The organism is Syntrophomonas erecta subsp. sporosyntropha (assembly GCF_055395365.1).
Map to the genome: position 1 here is coordinate 1,848,638 of NZ_AP042459.1, position 24,196 is coordinate 1,872,833.

Consider the following 24,196-nt stretch of genomic DNA (forward strand, 5'->3'; position numbering starts at 1 on the left):
AAATACAGCAGTAAAATGGAAAAAATCATCGCCAGTACCCTGAAAAAATACTACTCTTTTTGTGACAGCAAAAGGAGTAGTAAGGAGTAGTAAAGAAAGGATGCTAACGATGATGCAAAGATATCATATCAAATACCAGAGCTTCCATAAAGGAAAATCCCTTAGAAGTATCGCCAAAGATACCGGGTATGATTTTAAGAACCGTAAAGAAATACGCTGAAGAAGCTGATTTTAATTTAAAACAAGAAGCCCAAGAGAGGCCGACCGTCTAAACTTGATCCAGTAAAACCAATAATTGATACCTGGCTTAAAAAACATGGTGGTGCCTGACACCAAATTATCACCCGTTAGACTGCGCCCATGCCGGGCGCACATAAAGAATCCCCGCAGGGAATGATATGCTCCCCTTTGAGTAGACACCTGAAAAAACAAAAATTCAGGACTACACAAAGGGGAGTTTTTTTATGGGTAGAAGTAGGATCGATTGGGGCAAGAAAGTTGAAGCCGTCGAGAAGTACAAGCAAGGAGAAGGAAGTCAGGATAGTATAGCGCGCAAATATGGGATAGATCCATCCACTTTGCGTCAATGGATAGTCAATTATGAGGCCATGGGCCCGTCTGGGTTAGCAGCCCAGCAGACAAACACCAGATACAGCGTGGAACTGAAAACCGCAGCGGTAGAGGCGTACCTACGGGGTGAAGCAAGCTTATTGGAAATATGTAAGAGGTATAGCATTCGTAGCAAAAGGCAACTCCAGGATTGGATAACGGATTATAATGGTCATAAAGATATTCGGGCCACCGGGGGCCGAGGGAGAGGTATTTATATGACCAAAGGACGATTAACCACGTTGGAGGAGCGGATAGAAATTGTCGGCTACTGTATAGCCAATGGTAAGGACTATGGTGCAGCAATCGAGAAGTATGGGGTATCCTACCAGCAAATATATAGCTGGGTATGCAAATATGAGAAAAAGGGCGTAGACGGCCTAATCGACAAGCGCGGGAAGCGCAAACCGTTGGATGAAATGACCGAAGTTGAGCGTCTTCGGGCAGAGAACAGGATGCTTAAAGCCGAGAACGAGCATAAAGAAATGGAGATTGCCGTGTTAAAAAAACTCCAGGAGATCGAGAGGAGGCGGGGCTGAGCGGGGTCCGGCAGGAAAAGCTTTACCTGACCGTAAAGGAACTGCACGAAAATAAAGCATACCCAGTAAAGGACATTTGCAGGATATTAGACCTGAACAGGTCATCCTATTACAAATGGCTCCACCGCAGCAAGAGTGCCCGCGAGTATGAGAACGAAGATCTTCTTCACAAGCTTGGTTATCTCTACGCTGAATTCAACGGAATATATGGATATCGGCGACTGACAGATGAACTGAACGCCAGATACGAAACCAGTTACAATTACAAGCGTATATATCGTCTTACCCGACTGGTTAACTTGAACGCCGTCATCCGCAGAAAGCGTCCGCAATACCAGCGGTCTACTCCTGAAGTTACAGCGGAGAATATTTTGAACCGTGATTTCACAGCAGAAAAGCTTAACGAGAAATGGCTGACCGACGTCACAGAATTCAAGTACGGAAATAATGAAAAATTGTATTTGAGCGCAATCCTTGACCTCAAAGACAGAAGCATTATCTCTTTCGCCATGGGACGAAGCAACAATAACCAGCTCGTGTTTGAAACCTTTGATTTGGCCGTTTCTAAATACCCCGATGCTCACCCGCTGTTTCATAGTGACCGAGGTTTTCAATATACAAGCAAGCATTTCAAGATCAGATTGAATAATGCCGGAATGAAACAAAGCATGTCGCGTGTCGGCCGCTGCATTGACAACGGCCCAATGGAAGGTTTCTGGGGTACTCTTAAGTGCGAGATGTACTACCTTGGTAAGTTCCCGGATTACGATAGCTTGGTAGCGGCTATTGAAAGCTACATATATTTCTACAACTACGAACGCCGGCAAAGGAGACTGAACAAACTGCCTCCGATGACCTACCGTCAGTTGCTTGAAAATGCAGCCTAAAAACTGAGCCCCGTCATTGACGGAGCCCGGTAAAAGGTTTTCTTTTTTTCGTCTGTCTACTTGACAGGGAGCAGTTCAGAACCTGCAGGGATTCTCTTTGTAGCTTTGCGTCCACGCCTTTCGATAGGTTTAACTTTATCTATGCTCTAAATTTAATCCATTTCCCATCCCATGATTGTGCATCCTCTTTCATCGTCTTGAAGCCATACGATATGCACAGGGGCATCATAAGGAACCTTTTCGATTTCGCCATAGTTGACAAGGCGGCCGAAAACGCGCGGTCCCTCGTCCAGAACCACAGAGCATATGGCGATTGGAAGATATTCCTTGATGTCGGGATGGAAAGCGAATCGCCCTTCCACGTGGGAATATATTTTGCCATGGCCCGAAGCCTCTTTCCACTCAACATCCTTGCTGCCGCAGTGCTGGCAGATAATAGCGCCAGGCCAGAAGTACTGTCCGCAGCTGTTGCAGTATGGCAGAATAAATTTCTGTTCTTCATGAGCAGTTTTATAAAATACATCATTATCGGAGCTGGTTCTGAGGTCATAAGGCAGATTTACTTTTATTACTTGAGTCATTCTTATTTTCCCCTTTCTAAAATAAGAGTTTCGTTGCTTTGATAGAAACCGCCGTTATCCGAGACGAGCATGAATTCAGGAAGTTTTGTGCCAGGTATGACACCTAACTGACGATCTCCACAGCGCTCGGACATCTGCATCACGGCCTCGGCTATGGGAGTCATTCCCATATAATAACCTTCAGAAAGCAGCCCGCCGCCGGTGTTTACCGGGAATGCCCCGCCGGGTCCTATGTTCTCAACTGTTAAGAAGTCACGGGCTTTTTTCTTCTCAAAGAATCCGTAATCACCCAGGGTTGCCTCAACCGTGTAGGTGTAGCAGTCATATATCTGGGCTGCGCCTATATCTTTGGGGCTCAGTCCGGCCATCTCAAAAGCTTGGGCTCCGGCAATAGCGGCGCTGCTCGCGGGATCGCCCGGGGTAAGCTGCCAGCCCTTGGCGGTATCATTGGCAGAGCCGTATCCGCGGATCATGATAGGCGGATTCTTTAGTTCTCTGGCCCGCTCTGTGGTGGTGATGATAATTGCGCGGCCGCCGTCTGTTGATGCAGTTGCATCCAGGGCCCGGAACGGCCATGAAAGAAACGGTGTTGCAAAGTAGTCTTCCTTTGTCAAAGGCTTTCTGTAGTGAATAGCATTGGGATTCAGGTTGGCCCATTTGCGGTGTGCGACAGCTATCTCCGCCCATAAATCAGGTCCTGTTCCGTGTTCATGCATGGCACGACTAGCGAACATGGCATAGTTGGTGAAAGCTGAAATGTTTCCGTAGGCTGCGTACTCATCATAGGGCTTGCTGCTGAACAGGTCAATTTCATCTGTCCATGTACGGTGACCGGTTCTGCCACTCTCGGCAAATACGATAAGAACATACTTACATGTTCCGTTTTCGATAGCACCTATTGCTTTATTGATATTGGTCCGGTAGCAGTAAGCTTCCTGGCTTAAGAATTTCGGGCGTATGCCAAGACTGTAGGTTATTACGTTGCCTGTATGATGAAAGGCGTCACCGGGTAAAATCGGGAAATCGCGGTATAAAATCAGACCATCTATATCATCCTTTTTTAGTCCCGCATCATTAATGGCGTTCATGGTCGCTTCGAGATAAAAACTAGCTGCAGATCGTCCAGGAACTTTTCCCTGCGGTGTGTAACCTACACCTACAATGGAATACTTGTTTCTTAAATCTGTACTCATAAATAGAGTCCTCCTTGCTTATTTTACTATAGGTTTTATTGTTTTATCCTTTTGTGAAGTCCAACCTCCTTTTCAGAATAACCTAAGTCTAGACTAAGCAAATGGATAAAAAACACCAATGGAATATTTGTACCTTGGTCATGTAAACTGAATTCCAAATTTGAGTGACACAAGGTGCACGCCACAACGATAGCTTCCGCTCCGGCAGCCTTTGCCTGCTTATGACCTCATCCGTTCTGATCGTGGCAAGTTTAGGCCCGCCAGCGAGTGACTTCCGCCACAACACTCTATGTTTTATGAGACCAATCCCTTGAATTAATCCCTAAGAGCTTTAAAAGATTATCCATACTTTGTGAATTTTTCGAATCGTCTGCTTCAGTTTCGAATTTTGGTCTAACCGTCAAACATCCATAGTAGCAAATAACCTTAAGGTCTCTGAATTTTGTTTGAATTCCTTCAAGGTCTCAAGAACAGATGGTTCAGATAATACATCGATTAAATGGACTACTTCTACGTTTAGCTTTTCGAGTAAAATATCCCGCTGATTCATCTTCATTAATTGAATCATTTGACGAGGACTGTAATTCATGTAATCGATCCACGACTGGTACAACAGCCACATTGTATGCACGTATGGTTCAAATCCGCCTTTTGTTCGATTAATATCCATATACGTGACATAAATGTCTGCGTCTGGATGAGCTTTTTTTAAGTTCCTCTGCTTGCTTTGCTGTATACGTGCAACAGACTTTTGAACAAACGGCATGCCTTTGCTTCGATCGTGAGCACCTACACATTTGATAAAATAACGCCCTTGAATACCTCCCTTTCCTATCTAATTGGCTGTAACTGCTGCTAATAAAAAATGTAGAAATAATGAATGCCCAAGTGTAAAATGTAAAAATTTGACCATCTCTCTAAAGTTGGACTAAAAGCCGTTATCATTTTTAGTAGTAAGATTTGATAACAGTGCTAGTCGTTATATAACATCACACATTTTTCCTTCTGCACTTCACCAATTCTAAGTGCGTCTTTTTGCAAACGTTCTTCTATCGTTTGTTGCATCTAGTTCATCTAGTTAACTTTAATTGCAATTAACATGCCAATTTTTAATGGCTAGCAGATTGCCGATATATTGGCAATAACACTGTTAGCAATAAAAAAGTGGTGTCAGATTATTAGAATAAAATCTAAGGAAACGTTAACCATCAACGGTAAGTTACAATAAGTGTCAGTTTCTCGAACATCTATCCAAGAAGCTGACACTTATTTCTATTTTCGGTTACATGACGGTACATGACGGTGCCTGACACCAATTTATCAACTTATTAAATATTCGTACAATTTAACGCTGCTTACATATATGGATAGGGTTAGGGATATCTAACATTGCATGTTTAAAAACTATCCCCGGGATTGACGCTAGTATGCATCCAGCTCATAGGTATATGGAGATCATCTGGTACTTCCTCAAAAAGAGGGTCAGGAAGGCGAATTACTTTCTCCTTATGCTTTGATTGAATTGGTACAGTGCCTGACACAACTTATCAACCTCTTATCAACTGACAACCGGACATGAAAAGACATGAAAATACTTTAAGCCACATCTTTGTGGGTTCCTGCTTCTGAGCGGGACTACTGGGTATTTTCATGTGAACTTATTAAATGGTTCAGTTTTTTTATGACATTAATAGCGAAATATTAACATATTTGCTAAAATATAATATGAATTCATATTCATATTCAGCTTTAATGCAAACGGGGGCTGTGATGGGTAGGAAACCGAGAGTGGAGTTTAAGGGAGCAATCTATCACGTCATTAAGCGGGGAAATAATCGGGACTATATTTTTCAGGAACGAGAAGATAAAGAATTTTTGTTGAGATATATCGCATATGCCAAAGAAGACGGCGGGTTTAACCTGATGGGGTATGTGATCATGGATAACCACTATCATCTAATCATACAGACGCAAGACAAGCCTCTAAATAAAATCATGCAAACCATCAATAATCGCTACAGTAAGGACTACAACAAAAGGCATAACCGATCAGATCATGTTTTTGGGGGAAGATACAAGGGGATCTTGGTGCTTGATGACAAATATCTCTTTTCGTTGCTTCGCTATATTCATTATAATCCGGTGCGGGCAAAAATATGTCAAAACATTAAGCACTACAAATGGAGCAGTGACCATAGAACATGTGGCGATAGAACATGGCGGTGCCTGACACCAACTTATCTTGGCGAGTTATCTTTGAATGCGCGGCTGCGATCCTGCACCGGCGTTCTTCCCATGGTGATTGCGGCTAAGCAGGCCGGGATCAAAAATATTATTGTACCCAGGGAAAACATTCATGAAGCTTTGCTGGTGCAGGGGATGAATGTGGTTGGGTTTGATTATTTAAAAGAAGTAGTTCAATTCCTGGAAGGGGAGAAAGAATACACTATTCAACAGGAAATGAATTTTCATGCCCCGGCAGAAGATCCCTATCCGGTGGATTTTAATGAAGTTCAAGGCCAGGAGGCCATGCTTGAATATATCGTTGTGGCAGCGGCAGGGGGACATAATTTGTTGATGATTGGTGCCCCGGGCTGCGGCAAATCCATGATTGCGAAACGCATTCCTACGATTCTTCCTAGTATGACAGAGCAAGAGGCTTTGGAAACAACGAAAATTTACAGCGTAGCAGGAATGCTGAAAGGAAAGGGACATTTAATTAAGGAACGTCCGTTTCGTGCACCTCATCATAATGCTTCAACCAATGCCCTAATTGGCGGAGGGAACAATGCCACTCCTGGGGAAATATCCCTGGCCCATAACGGGGTATTGTTTCTGGATGAAATTGCCGAGTTCAGCAAGAAAACTTTGGATGCGTTAAGGCAGCCTATAGAAGATCAAGAGGTTACGATTTCCAGGGTGAAATACAGCAACACTTATCCGGCCAGCTTCATGCTGGTGGCAGCCATGAATCCCTGCCCGTGCGGTTATTATGGAAGTGACAAATGCCGATGCAGCGATTATGAGGTAATCAAATACAGACAACGATTATCAGGTCCTATAATGGATCGGATGGATATCCAAAAGTATGTTCAGCCGGTCAACTTTATAAATCTATCTGAGTACGCTTTGGGGAAGAGTTCTAAAGAGCTTCGGGAACGGGTTGAATTTGCCAGGGGTATTCAGAAGAAGAGGTTTAAAAAGATTGCAGGGATCAACTGCAATGCCCAGATGGGACATGCCTTGATTAAGGAATTTTGTGAGCTGGATGCAGAAAGCCAACGTTTGCTGCAGGTCGCACATGATCAATTCAAATACAGTGCCAGAACGTATTATAAATATCTAAAGGTGGCAAGAACGTTTGCTGATTTGGACGATGCAGCCAATATTCGCAAAAAGGATGTGGCGTTAGCCCTGATGGCCCGAGATCTGGACAAGGAAAAGGCGGGTATGATGGTCATTTAGGAGGGAAGCATGGAGTACTGGATCTGGTTAAAACAAATTAGAGGTATCGGAACTATCTTGCAAAAAAGATTATTAGGTCATTTCCAATCCCCGCAAGCAGTTTATGAAGCATGTGAAGAAGAACTGTTGTCGGTGGAGGGAATAGGCCCTACATTAGCCAAAGTGATACGACAGCATCGTTCTTTAGATCAGGCCCGTACCCTCGTAGAAGAGACCTTAAGGCGGGATATAAAATCATTGAGCTACCATGATCCCTTATATCCTGTTCTTGCCAGAAATTCTGTGGAAGCTCCAATTCTCTTATATTATAGAGGAAGCATTAGAGAAAATAGCACTGGTGTGGCGATTGTGGGTTCCCGTAGATGTACAGATTATGGGAAACGGGCGGCGGTGGAAGCAGCATATTTTCTGGGCCAAAATGATATTCCTGTAATCAGTGGGATGGCGAAGGGCATTGATGGCTATGCCCATACTGCGTGTTTAAAGGCTGGAGGATACACCATTGCCTTTCTGGGTAATGGTGTTGATATTTGTTATCCCAAGGAACATGATGGATTATTGGCGGGTATCATCGAAAACGGCGCTGTTATTTCCGAGTACCCGCCAGGGACCAGACCCCGTCCTGAATACTTCCCGGAGAGGAATGCGCTCATCAGTAGCTGGAGCTATAAAGTATTTGTGGTTGAGGCGGCTGAAAATGGCGGGGCATTGATTACTGCAGGTTTTGCCAGAGCTCAGGGAAAGGATGTCCACGTTTTACCCCATGAAATAAGTAATCCAACCGGAAAAGGAAGCAATCGACTGATTGCACAAGGTGCTCATGTCTATTTGCACCCGTCACAATTATTGCCGAATTTTGATTTAGATCATACAGGTATAGCTTCAATAAATAGCCTTCCTGCTGAAAATGAAGAAATACCTAACTTGAATAGGGTGGACATAAGCAGCGAAAATTTTCGCAAGCCTGATAGACCTCTAAGTAATACGGAACAAAAAATTCTCTTCAGTCTCTCTTTTGCCCCTAAGACTATCGAAAAAATAAGTGCAGACACCCAGATAGACCAGCTCCAATTAATCCAAGTTCTTTCCATAATGGAACTGGAAGGTTTGATTCGGACTTATCCTGGGGGCAGGTTTGCAGGACTGTTGGTGCCTCATGACGGTGCCTGACAGCAACTTATCTCGGGAGAATTTGTAAGAGATAGGGGCATCTGATATGCCAATAATTAATAAGTCCGGGTGCAGTTCCCGGACTTATTGGAATCGGTTGGTTATGATTGAAGGGTAGATATGGAGTCTAATGGTTTGAATATAAAATCTAAGAGATTCATACTCTGGTTGTTTGTAATCCTGTGGATGGGGAGTATCTTTTTTCTATCGGCCCAGACGGCCGCTAAATCATCCGGGCTTAGCGGTAAAACTATCCATACACTGATTCCAATATTTATGCCGGAATTTATTGATATGTCGCAGGTTCAGCAGAACGAAATAGTGTCAAGTTTACAGCATCTAGTCAGAGACATAGCCCACATTTTGATATATTTTATGCTCGGAATATTGTGCATGTGTACCCTGATTTCTTATGAATTGAAGTTGAAAGTAAAGGTTTTTACTGTCCTGGTTATTTGCGCCGTTTATGCTGCAACCGATGAATTACACCAACTGTTTGTTGACGGAAGAGGGTTTCAGTTTTCGGATATTTGTCTTGACTTTTGCGGTGCCCTTTTAGGAGTGCTAATGGTGACTTTAGTGTTTAACCGGAGCTGATCTACGCACCTTAAAAGTAACGGGATTGATGATGATAACTTTTTTCCCCTTTTGCCGTGCATAGCGTATGGTGCCGGCTGTTCTCCCAAAGCTGCCATCCCATACGGCAATTACGAAGTTGCTATGGTTCACCATATACCGGTTCAGATTATGCATACAATCAGGGGTATAGTGGTAGGCTAGTAATGTTTCTTTGTCACAGCGGCCTATAATCGAGAAATAGCGTTCCCCCTGTGATTCAGTCCTGCGTTTCATAAGGTAAGGCGCATTCCAAAGATAGGTCTGGGCATGTTCTTTTTAACTCCAGAACAGCTTCCGCAGCCCATTGTTCAACAGCAAGGGCCATACCGCTAATAAATGCAGTTATGCCGTAATCCTTCCGTGTTTTCCCGGTTTTACTCTTTCAATACTTTTCCGGGCTTTATGCAATAAAGCCTCCTTTCTATCCATCTTCGCATACCTAATTATTACCCAAAATGCTTTAGGCTCTGCTTTCTTAAGCTTAACTATTTTGGGCATCATCTCTCCATCCACCTAATTCTAGTCAAGTACGGTTTCTACTTAAATCTCCCCACTTAAATCAAGTTTTCACTTGGGTTTTACTCGAAAACAGTTGAATTGAGTTGTCAGTTAGTTGACAGAATCAGTGTCAAAAGCCTGACGGTGTGTCAGATTTCCGACACAGTTTTATAGGTTAGCTATGACATTAATTTCCTGGCAGACATATTTGAATCTCCAGTAATCCTTCATTTTGCAGGGTTTAGGCAAAAGTCCCCAGGGGTTTTAGCTTTTATATTGAGTTTGGCAGGGAATATGCTCAAGTATGGGCATTTTTCTTTAGTTTGGTACGCTATGTGCGCCAGTATGGTTTTCTTTCACAAGTTTGGCACGGAATATGCTTATTATAATTATCGAGAATCTAAATGTATTTTAACAAACTGCAACGGCGGAAAAAAAACAACTCTGGAGTGCCTGTTTTTGGGAAAGCCTCAAGTGGTAATTCCCACCAGAATGAGGAGGTGTTTGTAGAGCATTACTTATAAATTCCTAGTTTAATAATTAAAAGAAATGTCGAAGGAGGGTGAATCAGGCTAAATAAAGGTAAAGAAGAGCTTAATTAATTTGTCACTATAATAAATATTCTTGTAGCTAAATTGTAGCAGTTGGTCGTGGTAATTATTTGGCTTTTTAGGCTTGGAAATCCTATAGCTTCGTTAAAGACTGGAGGAGAACGATTTGGTAAATAGATACGCCTAGTATTTTTTAAGCCGGAAAGGAGGAAATAATTTGCAACTTACTACAACGACACTGACAATCATCGGACTTGCCATCTGGACTTTTGGATATCTAGTAATTAGTGGTTATCTTAGAAAAGTTTATCTTAAATACAAACCCGGTCGGAAAGTGCCGGCCATTGAATTTCGGGACGATGTGGATTTTTACCCGGCTAACCCGGTAACCCTATTTGGTGATCACTGGGCATCAATAGCCGGTGGTGCACCTTTGGCAGGGGGCGCAACTGGTGCCATGTGGGGTTGGCTGCCTGCTTTCCTTTATATTACGGTTGGTAACATATTTCTAGGCTCTCCCCATGACTATGCAACTATGCATATATCGATGCGCAAAAAAGGGAAGACCATTGGGACGCTTATACAGGAGCTAATCAGTAAAAGATCTGGGAAAATGGGTGTGTGTTTAGGTTGGTTTAGTATTGCAGCATTTACCGCTGTTTTTTTGTCAGCTTTAGCGGAACTTTTCACAGCAACACCAGAATTGACTCTTCCGACAATTGCCTTCACTGCCAGCGGTGTTTTGATGGGATTCCTGATTTATCGTTTTGGTTGGCCGGTTCTTAGAGCTACTCTTCTTGGAATAGTGATTGTTGTAATTTGCATTTATTTTGGTCTTCAATATCCTATCAGTTTACCGTGGCCGGTATGGTTTGCTATCTTCACCATTTATCCGATAATATCAGCATCTATTCCAGCGTGGATGTTGGTTGAGCCACGAAATTTCTTAAATTTCTGTTTCATGTGTGTAGGTGCCGTGGTCCTTTTGATAGGTTGTATTGTCGGTAATATTCCCCTGCAGCTGCCGACTGTTATCATGCACGCCACGGAAGGACCTCTTTGGCCGATGTTATTCCTGACTATATCATGTGGTGCCTTGACTGGGATGCACTCGTTCTGGACTACGGGATATACCTCCAGAAGGGTACCTGATGAGAAATATGTACGCCTCATTGGCTATGGCGGTGAAGTATTAGAAGGACTTACTGCCTTTGTAGCTTTGGCTTCTGCGGCTGTCTTGTCTTTGACCGTTTATTCGGAATATATAGGACAAGGGTGGATATTTATCCTCCAAAGTGGATATGCACAAATTGCCGGAAGCGTATTTACCTTCATTCCGAATAAGATCTGGTTAATCTGGGGTGGATTGCTCGGCAGCATATTTATGATAACAACCCTAGAATCTGGGGCCAGGAATATGAGAATATTCTTGCTTGAGCTTTACGGAATGATAATTAAACCGGTTCCACCTACTAATGCTTCTAAATGGACTGCCGCTTCCATTTCCTTGGTAGCCTGCGCAGTTCTGGCGCTTTCCGGAGGTTGGTTCTATATATGGGTACTTTTCCCGGCCTTATCAAGTCTACTAGCATTAATGTCCTTTATGACGATTATCATTTGGCTTAAGCTGGTGGGCAGACCTACCGGGTACTGGTGGTTCGCACTATTATTTACTACCTTTGTTATAGCAGTACCGGGAGCAGGTTACCTTAGCTACACTTATGTGGTTAAAGGAATGTATCATTTGGCTTGGATACCGGTACTAGCCATTGTCCTGACCGCAATATTCTACTTCGACTTCTTTAAAAAGAAAAATTCCATTACACCTCAGGATATTGCCCTGGCTATTGCCGAGGAAGATAAGGACTAAGCCCAAGTTTATATACTAATCAAAAAAGGCTTATTAGTACGGGAGCAAATCAAACCAGGTAAAGAAAGACCGGGGGAAGTCTTTTCTCCCGGTCGGAATACAAATGCTATACCCATAAAGATAGGATTAGCAATCACCACTGTAACAGGTAAGGACATTATTCTAGAAAAAGTCTAAGCTGACATTTCGCTCGCTCCTGTACTGATAGGAGAAAGGGGAAAGGAGGGTCTAAACGTAACCACCATATGAATTTTATCTCATACCATGGTTTAGGAAAATGTCAGGGACAGTAGGCCAATCCTTAATTTTTAGTGGAACATAAGGAAAAGTTTACTTTTTGTCAGGTTTTACTAAGACTTTGGTTGATAACGATCTTATTGGAGGTGCTTAAAAAATATGGGAAACAAGGAATTAACATTAGTCCAAAAACTTTATCTGGAAGCATTAAAACAAGGTCCCAAGGATTCCAGTACACTGGCCCGAATAGTCCGTGATCGACTTACTGAACTGAAAGGTGGTAATAACCCGGTAGGTGCCACGGGGAGATCACAAGCAGTCTTGGACGAACTTGAAAAAGACGGCTATATTGTTGTAGTTGAGAAAAAGCTCTTTGGAGCAAAGAAATACGATATAACTGAAAAAGGCAAAAATGCAGCAATCAACATTGATTAGTCTTAATAAACTTTTGTCCAAGCTGGAAAATAATCTGGTCAGGATTCAGACGTTTCAGGAGAAGGGGTGTGCAGTAGGCAGTTTGCTTAACGAAACCCACCTGGATCTTAGAGACGTTGGCAACTACCTGGACACAGCTCCAACTGATCAAGCATTAGCAGAAACAACTGAAAAGTATAAAGCTTTACTCGTAAAATTTCAATCTATTGCGGATGAAGTTGAGGTACAGGATGACGGTTTAGTCATGTCCAGCCACAGCACTTTACCTGAATTCTTTTACCGAATTACCGGCCGGTATCAAGACATATGGAAAATGTTCGAAAAAACATCCGCCGCATTTGGGGTGGGAATGGTCGGATTCACTTTAATTGGTCTAACCTATTTCTTAGCCGTCGGGAACATTCCTTTCATTGGTTTTTACGACGGTGTAATCTCGGGAATAAATGGTGTGGTATTCGTGATCGGTGTTATTCTCGGCTTATGTGTTCATGAATTTGCACATGGTGTTGTTTTAGCTAATAACGGGATCAAAATTAATCGGGTAGGAGCGATGGCAGGTTCCATGGTCGGCGGGTTTGTTGAGGCAGATGAGACTACTTTTTTCGCAGCCCACCCCAGGGTGCGCTTAAGATTCAACGCAGCCAGCATCGGAACTAATGCCTTGCTAGCCGTAATTTTAGCAGCCATAGGTATAATAACCTCCTCACAATTGTTAATAGTTCTGGCTTTGGGCAATTTGTTTTTCGGCTTTATTAACTCCTTCCCCATTAGTCCATTAGATGGCGGATGGGTATATGAAGATCTGGTCAAATTACATCTTACTAATGAAAACATAAAGAGGATTTTCCTGTCAGCACGATTTGCCCTTTTCCTCATCTGGATAATTCTCTTTGTACGTTTAGCTCTTTAAAAAACCCGCCGCATACTCATGGCTTTCAGTCGTGAGTTAGGCGGGTTTTCCATACTCGTAACTTATATAGTTATTCGGTATGGGCTTTTTCAGGCGAGAAACGCTGTTAAGTCCGGCATTAGCTTATCAGGAGTTTAAAGCTTATGGAGACTTAAAAATTTAGGTCAACTTACTCATGATAATATAAAGGAGTTGATTTATTTGCTTAAAATCGTAGCGGCAGTGGCTGCGTGTGGATTTGTAGTCTTCATGTTATTTAATAATAGAAATATGAAAACCTATAATCATTTTATGAAAAGGAAAAAAAGTCTGGAGGAATCCATTAAATCCTTTACTGCCACACAACAATATGCCAATCAGAACATGGCCATTGCTGTAAATCAAGACGAAAAAAAGCTTTGTGTAAGCACTATGAAAAATGGTTCCCCGGTTCCTGTGGTATATCACTATAATGATGTAATCGCTTGCGAAGTTATTGAATATAAAGTTACTGATACTAACAATCAGGTCCATGGTCAAAAAGTTATTAATATTCTAGGTGACAGTGTGGGGAAGGTGATAGACGGTCATTCTGGCAAGGAGGAGGAAGAAAGAATTAACCGGATTGATTTAAAAATATCCTTTAATGATCCCCAAAACACTTTTGTTTTGGCGAACTTTCTTTTATGGGAAGTTAGTAAAGACAGTGAAGAATATAAACTAGCCTCCAAAGATATTTCCCATTGGTATGGCATAATTAATAACATTGTTAAAAAAGCAAGCTAAGGAAGCACGGGGGAAGCAAGGGGACGGACCCAGTGCTTCCCTTGGGTATGATGATGTGATCTTGTTAGAAGCCAAGGGCCACTCTAATCCCTTTGGTTATATTCGGTCCTTGGGGATAGCCTCTTTAGCATTTAGATATGCTGATTGTAGAAAGGATTTTCGGGTATCGGGGTTCATGTATTTCAAATGTATTTAGATGCGCTGGTTGTAGTAATAGTAGAAAATCGTGTAGAGAATAACTAGTGCCGCTAGTGATAAGCCTAGAGTATCGTAGATATTGGCCTGTATACTGGGGCCAAAAGTAGCCCCGATCAATACAATCAGTGCCGTGGTAAGGGCAAAGCTCAGATAGGTAGCGTAGGCGGCTCTTCCCACTACCACCTCGGCTCTTTCATCATAAGGGTTTAAACCTTGTTCCTGAAGTTCCTGCAACTTTTTAAACTTTATCCTATGCATAACAAATACTGCACAGGTGGCAGAGATAAGTCCAATGCCAAATCCTACTTTGCCAAGATGTATAGCCCACATTCCTAGCCCCAGCAATAATAGTTGTGTAAGGCAGCCCAGCCAAAACCTGACCTTCTGAGTCATTTAGTCGTCCCCCTTTTCCTCATCAAAGATAAATACCTCTTCAATCATCAGGCCAAAAACCTGGGCTAGTTTGTGAGCCAATATGATAGAAGGATTATATTTGCCCCGCTCTAAAGATATGATAGTCTGGCGGGACACTCCTACCCGGGATGCCAGATCTTCCTGGGTCCAACCTACTTCTTCGCGTAGATTGCGCAAACGATTGTTCACTAAAGGCACCACCATTCAAAAAAAAGTAAAGTGTACTTTACAAACAGTATACGCAGGGCATCTATAGATGTCAAGTCGGCTTTACATAATTTCTGCTGGGCGACAGGGCTGGGTTATTTCAATTAATTTTCAGGAGGTTAAAGGATTATTAAAGGACGGGATGAAACTCTTTAGCGATGGATTGGGGCCAAATTTGTGCAGTAACGGAGATGCATTTGTAACACTATTTGTTATGTACCTATGGAAACAATTCTCCCTGGATGGCCGATTGGAGGGTGATAATAATCGTACCGGACGGTCAATTAAGCCATTCATAATTAGGAAGAAAAAACTTTCTGTTTTCGAACACCCCCGGGGTCCCCAGGGGTAGCGCAATTATATATAGCATAACTAAAACGGGCAAAGGCACAAATATTGAAAATCCATCTAATCTAAACTCTATTAATCGGTAATTTTTTGTTTGCCGATACATACAAGATCGCGAAGCAGGAGGGCTAAAATGATAACAGAATTTACGTTTTTGCCAAACTACAGGTTCTCCGTATGTTAAGGTACATATAATAATATAATACCTCTTGATGAACCAGACCGATTGATATGATATCGGAATTGTATTTGGAGATCTTGATATAATCAATAATTCCCTCCTTTATATAAACGGATTTTAGTATAATAATATTATAGGGAGGTTTTTACTATGGCGAAGGTTGATGTTAGTCCAAATATTTTACACTGGGCAGCTACTCGTTCTGGAAAGATTGATACAATCAGTGCTAATTTTCCTAATTGGACTAAATGGGTGAATAACGAAAGCCAACCTACGTTAAAACAACTGGAAAAATTGGCGAAGATAACCTCCACTCCTCTTGGATATTTTTTTCTCAGGGAACCACCGGTTGAACAGTTACCAATACCACATTTTAGGACTATCAATGAGCATTATCAGATGGATACTCCAAGTCCTGATCTTTATGAAACCGTGCAAATGATGGAGCGACGTCAAGAGTGGATGAGAGAGTATCTTATTGAGCAAAGGTACGACCCTTTACCGTTTGCTGGAGCAAGGGATATAAATGATAATCCAATCGAGATTGCTAAGGAAATAAGGGATAGGTTAGGTTTAAGTGGTGGATGGGCAGCTAGTTGCCGAACTTGGCAAGATGCTTTACGTATGTTGTACGATAAGATTGAAGATGAAAGAATTCTGTTAGTGGTAAACGGCATTGTGGGGAATAATACCCACCGCAAATTGGATGTTAGCGAATTTCGGGGATTTGTTCTTGTAGATGAATATGCTCCACTTGTTTTCATCAATGGATCGGACGGAAAAGCTGCACAGATGTTTACCTTAGCGCATGAACTCGCGCATATTTGGTATGGTTTCAGCGCTGCTTTTGATTTGCGCGAGCTTCAACCCTCCAGCGATGAAATTGAAATTGCCTGTAATAGAGTTGCGGCAGAATTCCTCGTTCCAGAAATAGAACTGCGTACAATTTGGCCGAACGTTCAAGGAAAATCTGATACATTTCAACGGTTAGCGAGACACTTTAAAGTTAGTGAAATTGTTACAGCCCGAAGAACCTTAGATTTGAGATTAATTACAAAAGATCAGTTTTTTGATTTTTATCAAAATCGTATTACGGTTGAATCTAATAAAAACAGCAATGGAGGAAATTTTTATTATACACAAAATTATCGCATTGGTCGTCGCTTTGCAGAAACCATAATAAGGGCGACAATGGAAGGGAAAATCTTATACAATGAGGCTTACCGACTTACAGGACTTAAAGGAAAAACTTTTTCAAAGTTTGCGGCACGTCTTGGGTTCGGAGGTTTCGTATGAGTATATTTGTATTAGATGCTAATGTTTTTATTGAAGCATATAAAAGATATTACTCATTCGATATAGCTCCAGTATTTTGGCGTGCATTAAAACAAAAAGCTGAAGCTGGTCTTTTGGTTAGTATAGATCGTATATATCAAGAAATTTACCAATATGATGATACGGATCAGCTTAAAATATGGGTAAATAGTGAATTTAAGGATTTCTTCATGTCAACTGATTCTGAAGCTGTATTTGATGCGTACAGAGAAGTCATTGAATGGGCAATCAGCCAGAGACAGTTTTCAGAAGCAGCTAAAACTGAATTTGCATCAGTAGCAGAGTTGGTTAATAGCGGTGGCAAAAGCCCACAATTATACAATAGTTACCCATGAACAATATAAACGCGATATAAAGAGAAAAATTCCAATTCCTAATGTATGTCGTGCTTTCAATATCCCTAATATCAATACTTTTGAAATGTTAAGAAGGTTAAGTATTAGGTTTGGATAGAATTTACATTACTCAAAAGGTTAAGAATTGTAATAAAAAGTAAGACGTGTGTCCTCCGATTGAGGTTTTTTATTTTTTTACTATTTAAATAGTAAATGTCGAAATTTCATACACTACCAATAAACTAACTGCTCGCTGCTACACTTGCCAGCGGGCAGTTAGTTTCTAAGTATCCGCTATTTATAAGGAAGTTCTGGTTTTGTTTTTGTGCGCATTAACAACACAGTATACTCCGGTTCCTTCTCGACCTGATTTCAGGCACAGGTTATCTGATTTGCACCGGGCCGGGGTATTATCACCTGATTTCCATCTATTAATTAGATCCGGTTCACAAATAAAGGGACGGGACATGGAAATGTAATCGGCGGGCCCGTTACTCAGCAGACGTTCTGCAACTTCCAGGGAGCGAATTCCTCCAACCATAATTAAGGGAACCCCCACTTCCTTTTTGAAGAGTTTTGCTTCTTCTCTGAAGTAGGCTTCTTCTTCGGGCGAATTAATCCCCACCCGACTTGGTGCTAGATTGCCATTTTTGATAATTCCACCACTTAATTCAATAGCATCAATTCCTGCATCAGCCAGTATTTTGCCAAATTGAATGGAGTCGGATAGGCTAAGCCCGTCACTAAGAAAATCCTGACAATTCATTTTAATCATTATGGGGAACTGTGGACCGACGCTTTTGCGAATAGCATGGTAAATTTCCAGGTGTATACGGGAGCGGTTATAAATATCTCCACCATACTCATCATGACGATGGTTATAGGCAGGGGAAAGAAACTGACTAAGAAGATAACCGTGAGCGGCATGAATTTGTACTCCATCAAAGCCAGATTCTTTGGCTCTTTGGGCGGCTTTAGCAAAATCATGGACGATTTTGTGGATATCTTGATGAGTTATTTCTTGCTGGGGTAAGACAGATTTCTCCCGGTATGATACTACTAGTGCCGGTTTATTAGTTAAATCGAATGGTGCATATTTACCGGCATGAGCAAGTTGCATCATGATCTTGCCGCGGTTGTTATGGACTTCATCAACCATATTGCGCAGTCCCGGGATTAGTTCGTCTTTATAAATTCCGAGCTGCCCGGGACCTGCCTGACCCTGTGGCTGGACGTAGGCGTGACTGGTGATAATCAGACCTACTCCGCCTTTGGCAAGTTCAAGCATTTGGTTAATTAATTCCGGTGTTACTGATCCATCACCAGCAGCTAAACCTTCCCAGGTGGCAGACCTGACAAAACGGTTAGGTAATTCCAAATTATTTATGGCGGTTTTTTCAAATAATTTACGCAACTTTTCCCCTCCGTAAATGAGAATTTACATTATTATAACACTTAGTAATTGCTGTCAAGATCCAGCTATTGTATAGCCTGGTGGTTTTGTTTACGAAGAAGCCCGAGTTTTTCGAATTTACCAGGGCACAAAAAGAGGAGTATTTTAAAAAAGATGTGCGCAACTGTACCGAAAATGGAGCGGAGTTTGGGGATTTTTTACAAGAGGTGCTGGATTGTACCTATACTGGTACCGGCCGATTTTTTATGAAAAGCTATAGTAGATCAAGAGAAAAAGGAGGAAGCAAGGGGGAGGGGCCTTGCTTCCTTTAAAAGGGAAAAAGTAAAAGGACCGTCCCTTTGCTTCCTAGTTTCCTAGGATGTTTTTCAAGAGCAGATCACTGTAGTTATCCCTTATTTCCGGCCGGCTGATATCGACTCCGGTGATACCTTTGACCTGGTGCCCTAGTAAGACTGGGAAGGAGAAGGCACTTAATAATTGCAGTGTCTTCATATATATAATCAGGTCGGTTTCATCTAAAACTTCCCCAATGGTGTCTTTTATCAATTCTACCCCTTCATCTTTAAGGTACTCCTGATATTCAACTTCACAATCCCGATCATTGTAAATAAGCTGGTTAATCATATATCTAATAATATCGGGGTATTCAAATACAGTTTCTGCATATGCCTTTACAAATAGTTGTAGGCGTTCTTCGGGAGGGATTTGTTCTTCCTTTAGGTGTTGGAAGGAGTTTTTTAACTGCAGGGTAATAATTTTTAAGGCTTCATTTATTAAGGCATCTTTGGTTCCGAAGTGGTAGTTTATAGCAGATACATTAACACCGGCCATAGCGGCGATTTTTCGAATGGTAACGTTCTGAAATCCTTGGGCAGCAATAATATCCATGGTAGCTTTGATGATTTTTTCTTTAGTTTGGAAACCGCTATTATGGTCGCCCATATTTCAACCCCCGTTTAAAACAACGTTTTAATAAAATTGTAGACTAGTTATTACCAGGTGTCAAACATATTAGTATGCCTATCTTGACAATATTCTAATTGTCAAATAGACTGGTGTTGAGTCGTTCAAACAATGATTGAAACTCCGTTTAGCTAGGGGGTTACAGTAATGGAAAACACATTACATATGGGATTAGATGTGGGCTCAACGACTGTAAAAATAGTACTATTAAATGATCATGATGAACTGGTTTACAGTAACTACCGGCGGCACAATGCCGAAGTCAAAAGCAGTACTGCTAAACTCCTAAGAAAAGCCTTTGCTAAGGTGGGAAATAGGCCAGTTACGGCTATGGTTACTGGATCAGCCGGTTTGTATGTGTCCGATTGGCTGGGGCTTGATTTTATTCAGGAGGTAATCGCCTGCAACCAAGCCATTGAAACTTTTCTCCCGGAAACAGATGTGGCTATTGAACTAGGGGGAGAGGATGCTAAAATTACCTTTTTTAGAGGTGGATTAGAACAACGGATGAATGGTACTTGTGCCGGGGGAACCGGTGCATTTATAGATCAGATGGCAACCCTTCTAGCTACTGATGCCAGTGGTTTAGATGATCTGGCCAGCCATTACGGGATCATATATCCCATTGCAGGCCGATGTGGTGTTTTTGCTAAGACGGATATACAGCCCCTGCTTAATGAAGGAGCCAGGAAAGAAGATATTGCGGCTTCTGTTTTTCAGGCGGTTGTAAATCAAACCATCAGTGGTTTAGCCTGTGGTAAGTCCATAAAAGGTAAGGTGGCTTTCCTGGGTGGACCGTTGTATTTTTTACCTCAATTAAGGCAGAGGTTTAAGGAAAGTTTACGGCTTAAAGATGATGAAGTATTATGTCCGGCTAATGCCCAGTTATTCGTAGCCATAGGTACGGCCATAGCATCTAAGCAAAACCATATCTATAGCCTGCAAAGCATTATGGATAGATTGTTAGTTGCAGATGAAATCGCCGCAGTTTCAGAAATCTCCGGATTGCAGCCTTTATTTACCAGTGAAGAAGAACTTCAGGCTTTTAGGAGCCGACATGCCCGGCATAAGGCACAGAAAAAAGACCTGGCTACTTTTACTGGGGATTGTTTTTTGGGAATTGATGCTGGTTCAACTACGACTAAGGCTGTTTTAATAGATGCGGCTGGAAATCTGCTTTATTCTTCTTATGGGAATAATGAAGGCAGTCCGGTTAAGGCAGCGGTTAGGATTTTGCGGGATATTTACAGCCGCTTACCAGCCGGGGCCAGGATTGCCAATTCAGTTGCAACTGGTTATGGAGAGGGGCTGATTAAAGCAGCCCTGGGGATTGATTTGGGTGAAATTGAAACTATGGCTCACTACACCGCGGCGAAATTTTTTAATCCTGCCGTGGATTTTGTTCTGGATATCGGGGGGCAGGATATGAAATGCCTGCAGATTAAAAATGGCGTTATCGAGAACATAATACTTAATGAAGCTTGTTCTTCTGGTTGTGGCTCTTTTATTGAAAGTTTTGCCCATTCCTTAAATATATCTGTTATTGATTTTTCCGAGCAGGCTCTGATGGCTACTGACCCAGTGGATTTAGGTTCTCGCTGTACTGTGTTTATGAATTCCAAAGTAAAACAGGCCCAGAAGGAGGGGGCTACGCTGGGGGATATATCCGCGGGCCTTTCTTACTCCGTTATAAAGAATGCCTTGTTTAAGGTGATTAATATAACTAATCCGGAAGACCTGGGTACAATGCTGGTGGTGCAGGGGGGGACTTTCCTTAATGATGCGGTTCTCAGAGCCTTTGAGTTAATTACCGGTCGGGAAGTAATCAGGCCCGATATAGCCGGGTTGATGGGGGCTTTCGGGGCTGGCATTATCGCCAGGAATAAATATTCTGCTGGCTATCAAAGTTCTCTTTTAAGCCGGGAAGGCCTGGAAAAATTTACGTTTAAAACTAGTATGGGCAGGTGTAGAGGTTGTGAAAACACCTGTCTGCTAACCATTAATAAGTTTTCAGATGGTGGTCAATTCATATCCGGAAACCGTTGCGAAAAGATGGTCGGGAAGGCAAAGCGGGACCAAGAACTCCCTAATTTATATGATTACAAGTATGAACAACTGCTGAGTTACCAGCCCCTGGAAAAAGAGAAGGCTTTTAGAGGTCGAATAGGTATACCCCTGGTTCTTAATATGTATGAGAATTACCCCTTTTGGTTTACCTTTTTCAGCGAACTGGGATTCAGGGTGGAATTGTCACCCCGCTCTTCGAAAACCATTTATGAGATGGGGATTGAAACGATTCCTTCCGATACGGCTTGTTATCCGGCTAAGCTGGTCCATGGACATATTGCAGCCCTGATAAAACAGGGGCTTAAAAATATTTTTTACCCTTCCATTATTTATGAACACAAGGAGCAAACGGAAGCTGATAACCAATTTAATTGCCCCATGGTAATATCATATCCGGATGTTATCAGAAATAACATGGATATGATTCGCGAAAACGGTGTGAACTTTATGAACCCGTTTCTTCCCTACCATAATAGGGGCCGACTTATTAAGCGCCTTCATGAAGAAATGAAGGTTTTTGAAATTCCTAAAAAGGAAATACGAAGGGCAGTAAATAAAGCCTGGGCCGAGGTGGAACAATTTAAAGCCAGGCTGCGGAAAAAGGGCGAGGAAGTATTAGCTTACCTGGAGAAAACGGGGAAAAAAGGGATCGTTCTTTCTGGACGGCCTTATCATATTGATCCGGAAATTAATCACGGCATACCTGATATTATTAATGCTCATGGGTTGGCAGTGCTTACTGAAGATTCCATTGCCCACCTGGCTAATGTAGTCCGGCCACTGCGGGTGGTAGACCAGTGGATGTATCATTCCCGGCTGTATGCAGCCGCCAGTCTTGTGACTACTCATAAACAGCTGGAGTTAATTCAGCTGAACTCGTTTGGCTGCGGTCTGGACGCTATTACTACTACTCAGGTCCAGGAAATACTAAATTCCGGTGGGAAGATTTATACCGCTTTAAAAATAGATGAGGGAAGTAACCTGGGAGCAGTCCGGATTAGAATACGTTCATTAATAGCAGCTTTAGAGGAAAGGGAGAGAACCGGGCTAGTAGCTGGCGAAGACCAGGTTGATACTCCCCCGCGGATTGTTTTTACCCAGGAAATGAGGGAAAACCATACTATACTCTGTCCTCAGATGTCACCAATCCACTTTAGATTTATGGAAGCGGTATTTAATGCGGAAGGATACCGGGTGGAACTACTTCCCGAGGTGGATAAGAATGCTATCGATATAGGCGTCAGATACGTTCATAATGATGCCTGTTATCCTTCTATAATTGTCATCGGCCAATTAATACAAGCCCTGCAATCGGGGCGTTACGACCTTAATAATATTACAGTGGCTATCAGCCAGACCGGAGGCGGCTGTAGGGCTACTAATTACATTGGATTATTAAGAAAAGCTTTACAAGAGGCTGGTTTTGGACAGATACCGGTTTTGTCAACTAATATGGGCGGTTTGGAAGAGAACCCCGGATTTAAAATAACACTTAGCCTGCTGAAAAGGGCTACTATGGGGCTTGTTTATGGGGACCTTCTTATGCGGGTTTTGTACCGGGTAAGGCCTTATGAATTAATTGCCGGGTCTGCTAACCTGCTGTTTGAACGCTGGGTAGATAAATGCAGTACCCAACTGCGCTATGGCAACTATAAGGATTTTGAAGAAAACGTGCGGGGAATTGTCAGGGAGTTTGATAATCTGGAAATTTCAACGGTTAGAAAGCCCCGGGTAGGGGTAGTGGGAGAAATTCTGGTTAAATACCATCCGGCCGCCAATAACCACATAGTCGACCTTTTAGAGAGTGAAGGTGTAGAAGTGGTGATGCCGGATATGCTGGATTTCTTCCTATATTGTGCTTATGATAATATTTATGCTTATAGAAACTTAGCAGGAGGATTGAAATCTTACCTGGGTGGTCAGTTGTGGATAAAATGTTTTGAGCGCTACCGCAGGGTGATGAAGGAGGCCTTAGATCAAAGCCAAAGATTTACCAGCCCCAGTTCTATTTTTTATAAAGCTGAGTTGGCCGATCCTATACTGTCCTTGGGTCATCATACCGGGGAAGGCTGGTTCCTAACGGCGGAGATGGTCGATCTGATTAAAAGTGGAGTAAGTAATATTGTTTGTGTACAGCCCTTTGGCTGCCTGCCTAACCATGTAACCGGCAAAGGGATGATTAAAGAGTTAAGAAGGCATTATCCGGAAGCCAATATTACAGCTATTGATTATGATCCTGGTGCCAGTGAGCTAAATCAAATAAATCGTATCAAATTAATGCTTTCGGCCGCCTTTAAGAATTTTAAAGCGAAAAACGAAGGTCCGCGGCCCGGACTGCCTCCGGTAAAACATACCTTAAAAGGTGCACCCACCGGCGGGGCCTGACAAGCTAGAGTCATGACCATT

The 24,196-nt window shown here is 42.3% G+C and carries 20 protein-coding genes and 2 pseudogenes; 13 read left to right on the forward strand and 9 right to left on the reverse strand.

What is annotated here, in order from left to right; translation table 11 throughout:
• Positions 1–464: 464 nt before the first annotated feature.
• Together ACZ5Q0_RS09030 and ACZ5Q0_RS09035 are read left to right on the forward strand one after the other, a co-directional pair.
• Positions 465–1,148, forward strand: coding sequence for a transposase (locus tag ACZ5Q0_RS09030; protein ID WP_446818359.1), 684 nt, complete (start codon positions 465–467; stop codon positions 1,146–1,148).
• 41 nt (positions 1,149–1,189) lie between these two features.
• The gene (locus tag ACZ5Q0_RS09035) at positions 1,190–2,035 is read left to right on the forward strand and encodes an IS3 family transposase (protein ID WP_464827301.1); all 846 of its coding nucleotides are present in this window, start codon (positions 1,190–1,192) and stop codon (positions 2,033–2,035) included.
• Positions 2,036–2,187: 152 nt separating this feature from the next.
• Here the strand turns inward: ACZ5Q0_RS09035 and ACZ5Q0_RS09040 are convergent, their stop codons facing one another.
• The 3 genes from ACZ5Q0_RS09040 to ACZ5Q0_RS09050 form a co-directional block, all read right to left on the reverse strand.
• Complete coding sequence (locus ACZ5Q0_RS09040; protein WP_446818357.1) at positions 2,188–2,616, reverse strand: Zn-ribbon domain-containing OB-fold protein; 429 nt, start codon at positions 2,614–2,616, stop codon at positions 2,188–2,190.
• A gap of 2 nt (positions 2,617–2,618) precedes the next feature.
• Positions 2,619–3,809, reverse strand: a complete 1,191-nt coding sequence (locus ACZ5Q0_RS09045) for a thiolase family protein (RefSeq protein ID WP_446818356.1) — start codon at positions 3,807–3,809, stop codon at positions 2,619–2,621.
• Between the two features lie 400 nt (positions 3,810–4,209).
• Positions 4,210–4,440 carry a hypothetical protein gene (locus tag ACZ5Q0_RS09050; RefSeq protein WP_446818354.1) on the reverse strand — a complete coding sequence of 77 codons (231 nt, stop codon included), beginning with the start codon at positions 4,438–4,440 and terminating at the stop codon, positions 4,210–4,212.
• A gap of 1,139 nt (positions 4,441–5,579) precedes the next feature.
• Between ACZ5Q0_RS09050 and ACZ5Q0_RS09055 the strand changes: the two genes are divergently transcribed.
• The 3 genes from ACZ5Q0_RS09055 to ACZ5Q0_RS09065 all read left to right on the forward strand — a co-directional run bounded on the left by ACZ5Q0_RS09055 (position 5,580) and on the right by ACZ5Q0_RS09065 (position 9,041).
• Complete coding sequence (locus ACZ5Q0_RS09055; RefSeq protein ID WP_446818352.1) at positions 5,580–7,274, forward strand: YifB family Mg chelatase-like AAA ATPase; 1,695 nt, start codon at positions 5,580–5,582, stop codon at positions 7,272–7,274.
• 9 nt (positions 7,275–7,283) lie between these two features.
• A complete protein-coding gene (gene dprA / locus ACZ5Q0_RS09060; protein WP_446818350.1) occupies positions 7,284–8,444 on the forward strand; it encodes a DNA-processing protein DprA in 1,161 nt (386 codons plus the stop codon).
• A 135-nt stretch (positions 8,445–8,579) separates the two neighbouring features.
• Positions 8,580–9,041, forward strand: coding sequence for a VanZ family protein (locus ACZ5Q0_RS09065; protein WP_446818348.1), 462 nt, complete (start codon positions 8,580–8,582; stop codon positions 9,039–9,041).
• On the opposite strand, the gene ACZ5Q0_RS09070 is transcribed toward ACZ5Q0_RS09065, so the two are convergent.
• Positions 9,021–9,296, reverse strand: a complete 276-nt coding sequence (locus ACZ5Q0_RS09070; RefSeq protein WP_446818346.1) for a hypothetical protein — start codon at positions 9,294–9,296, stop codon at positions 9,021–9,023. The two genes, ACZ5Q0_RS09065 and ACZ5Q0_RS09070, sit on opposite strands and share 21 nt — an antisense overlap.
• Positions 9,280–9,387 carry an SLOG family protein gene (locus tag ACZ5Q0_RS09075; protein ID WP_446818344.1) on the reverse strand — a complete coding sequence of 36 codons (108 nt, stop codon included), beginning with the start codon at positions 9,385–9,387 and terminating at the stop codon, positions 9,280–9,282. Before ACZ5Q0_RS09075 ends, ACZ5Q0_RS09070 begins: the two co-directional genes overlap by 17 nt.
• 941 nt (positions 9,388–10,328) lie before the next feature.
• On the opposite strand from ACZ5Q0_RS09075, the gene ACZ5Q0_RS09080 reads away from it, so the two are divergent.
• From ACZ5Q0_RS09080 to ACZ5Q0_RS09095, 4 genes are all read left to right on the forward strand, one after another.
• The gene (locus ACZ5Q0_RS09080; protein ID WP_446818341.1) at positions 10,329–11,981 is read left to right on the forward strand and encodes a carbon starvation CstA family protein; all 1,653 of its coding nucleotides are present in this window, start codon (positions 10,329–10,331) and stop codon (positions 11,979–11,981) included.
• Positions 11,982–12,377: 396 nt separating this feature from the next.
• On the forward strand, positions 12,378–12,653 hold the full coding sequence (locus tag ACZ5Q0_RS09085; RefSeq protein ID WP_446818340.1) for a hypothetical protein: 276 nt from the start codon (positions 12,378–12,380) through the stop codon (positions 12,651–12,653).
• Between the two features lie 13 nt (positions 12,654–12,666).
• Positions 12,667–13,563 carry a zinc metalloprotease gene (locus tag ACZ5Q0_RS09090; RefSeq protein WP_464827112.1) on the forward strand — a complete coding sequence of 299 codons (897 nt, stop codon included), beginning with the start codon at positions 12,667–12,669 and terminating at the stop codon, positions 13,561–13,563.
• A 201-nt stretch (positions 13,564–13,764) separates the two neighbouring features.
• Complete coding sequence (locus ACZ5Q0_RS09095; RefSeq protein WP_446818338.1) at positions 13,765–14,328, forward strand: hypothetical protein; 564 nt, start codon at positions 13,765–13,767, stop codon at positions 14,326–14,328.
• A 192-nt stretch (positions 14,329–14,520) separates the two neighbouring features.
• On the opposite strand, the gene ACZ5Q0_RS09100 is transcribed toward ACZ5Q0_RS09095, so the two are convergent.
• Positions 14,521–14,919: a DUF2178 domain-containing protein gene (locus ACZ5Q0_RS09100; protein ID WP_446818337.1), complete on the reverse strand. Its 399-nt coding sequence runs from the start codon at positions 14,917–14,919 to the stop codon at positions 14,521–14,523.
• A complete protein-coding gene (locus ACZ5Q0_RS09105; protein ID WP_446818336.1) occupies positions 14,920–15,129 on the reverse strand; it encodes a helix-turn-helix transcriptional regulator in 210 nt (69 codons plus the stop codon).
• A gap of 250 nt (positions 15,130–15,379) precedes the next feature.
• Here ACZ5Q0_RS09105 and ACZ5Q0_RS09110 point away from each other — a divergent pair.
• The 3 genes and pseudogenes from ACZ5Q0_RS09110 to ACZ5Q0_RS09120 form a co-directional block, all read left to right on the forward strand.
• Positions 15,380–15,548: pseudogene (locus ACZ5Q0_RS09110) on the forward strand (IS66 family transposase); the annotation flags it as partial.
• 278 nt (positions 15,549–15,826) lie between these two features.
• Positions 15,827–16,972, forward strand: coding sequence for an ImmA/IrrE family metallo-endopeptidase (locus ACZ5Q0_RS09115; protein WP_446818335.1), 1,146 nt, complete (start codon positions 15,827–15,829; stop codon positions 16,970–16,972).
• A pseudogene (locus ACZ5Q0_RS09120) lies at positions 16,969–17,464 on the forward strand (DUF4411 family protein). The gene ACZ5Q0_RS09115 and the pseudogene ACZ5Q0_RS09120 overlap by 4 nt, the downstream one beginning before the upstream one ends.
• A 180-nt stretch (positions 17,465–17,644) precedes the next feature.
• Here ACZ5Q0_RS09120 and ACZ5Q0_RS09125 read toward each other — a convergent pair.
• A complete protein-coding gene (locus tag ACZ5Q0_RS09125; protein ID WP_446818332.1) occupies positions 17,645–18,760 on the reverse strand; it encodes an NADH:flavin oxidoreductase in 1,116 nt (371 codons plus the stop codon).
• 345 nt (positions 18,761–19,105) lie between these two features.
• Positions 19,106–19,702, reverse strand: a complete 597-nt coding sequence (locus tag ACZ5Q0_RS09130) for a TetR/AcrR family transcriptional regulator (protein ID WP_446818330.1) — start codon at positions 19,700–19,702, stop codon at positions 19,106–19,108.
• A 168-nt stretch (positions 19,703–19,870) separates the two neighbouring features.
• On the opposite strand from ACZ5Q0_RS09130, the gene ACZ5Q0_RS09135 reads away from it, so the two are divergent.
• Positions 19,871–24,175 carry an acyl-CoA dehydratase activase-related protein gene (locus tag ACZ5Q0_RS09135; RefSeq protein ID WP_446818329.1) on the forward strand — a complete coding sequence of 1,435 codons (4,305 nt, stop codon included), beginning with the start codon at positions 19,871–19,873 and terminating at the stop codon, positions 24,173–24,175.
• The last annotated feature ends 21 nt before the right edge of the window (positions 24,176–24,196 follow it).

Bases quoted from the DNA above. Each gene is read 5' to 3' on its own strand.
- ACZ5Q0_RS09030 (WP_446818359.1), top strand. From the start codon at position 465: ATGGGTAGAAGTAGGATCGATTGGGGCAAGAAAGTTGAAGCCGTCGAG.
- ACZ5Q0_RS09040 (WP_446818357.1), bottom strand. From the start codon at position 2,616: ATGACTCAAGTAATAAAAGTAAATCTGCCTTATGACCTCAGAACCAGC.
- ACZ5Q0_RS09045 (WP_446818356.1), bottom strand. From the start codon at position 3,809: ATGAGTACAGATTTAAGAAACAAGTATTCCATTGTAGGTGTAGGTTAC.
- ACZ5Q0_RS09055 (WP_446818352.1), top strand. From the start codon at position 5,580: ATGGGTAGGAAACCGAGAGTGGAGTTTAAGGGAGCAATCTATCACGTC.
- dprA (WP_446818350.1), top strand. From the start codon at position 7,284: ATGGAGTACTGGATCTGGTTAAAACAAATTAGAGGTATCGGAACTATC.
- ACZ5Q0_RS09070 (WP_446818346.1), bottom strand. From the start codon at position 9,296: ATGAAACGCAGGACTGAATCACAGGGGGAACGCTATTTCTCGATTATA.
- ACZ5Q0_RS09075 (WP_446818344.1), bottom strand. From the start codon at position 9,387: ATGGCCCTTGCTGTTGAACAATGGGCTGCGGAAGCTGTTCTGGAGTTA.
- ACZ5Q0_RS09085 (WP_446818340.1), top strand. From the start codon at position 12,378: ATGGGAAACAAGGAATTAACATTAGTCCAAAAACTTTATCTGGAAGCA.
- ACZ5Q0_RS09100 (WP_446818337.1), bottom strand. From the start codon at position 14,919: ATGACTCAGAAGGTCAGGTTTTGGCTGGGCTGCCTTACACAACTATTA.
- ACZ5Q0_RS09115 (WP_446818335.1), top strand. From the start codon at position 15,827: ATGGCGAAGGTTGATGTTAGTCCAAATATTTTACACTGGGCAGCTACT.
- ACZ5Q0_RS09130 (WP_446818330.1), bottom strand. From the start codon at position 19,702: ATGGGCGACCATAATAGCGGTTTCCAAACTAAAGAAAAAATCATCAAA.
- ACZ5Q0_RS09135 (WP_446818329.1), top strand. From the start codon at position 19,871: ATGGAAAACACATTACATATGGGATTAGATGTGGGCTCAACGACTGTA.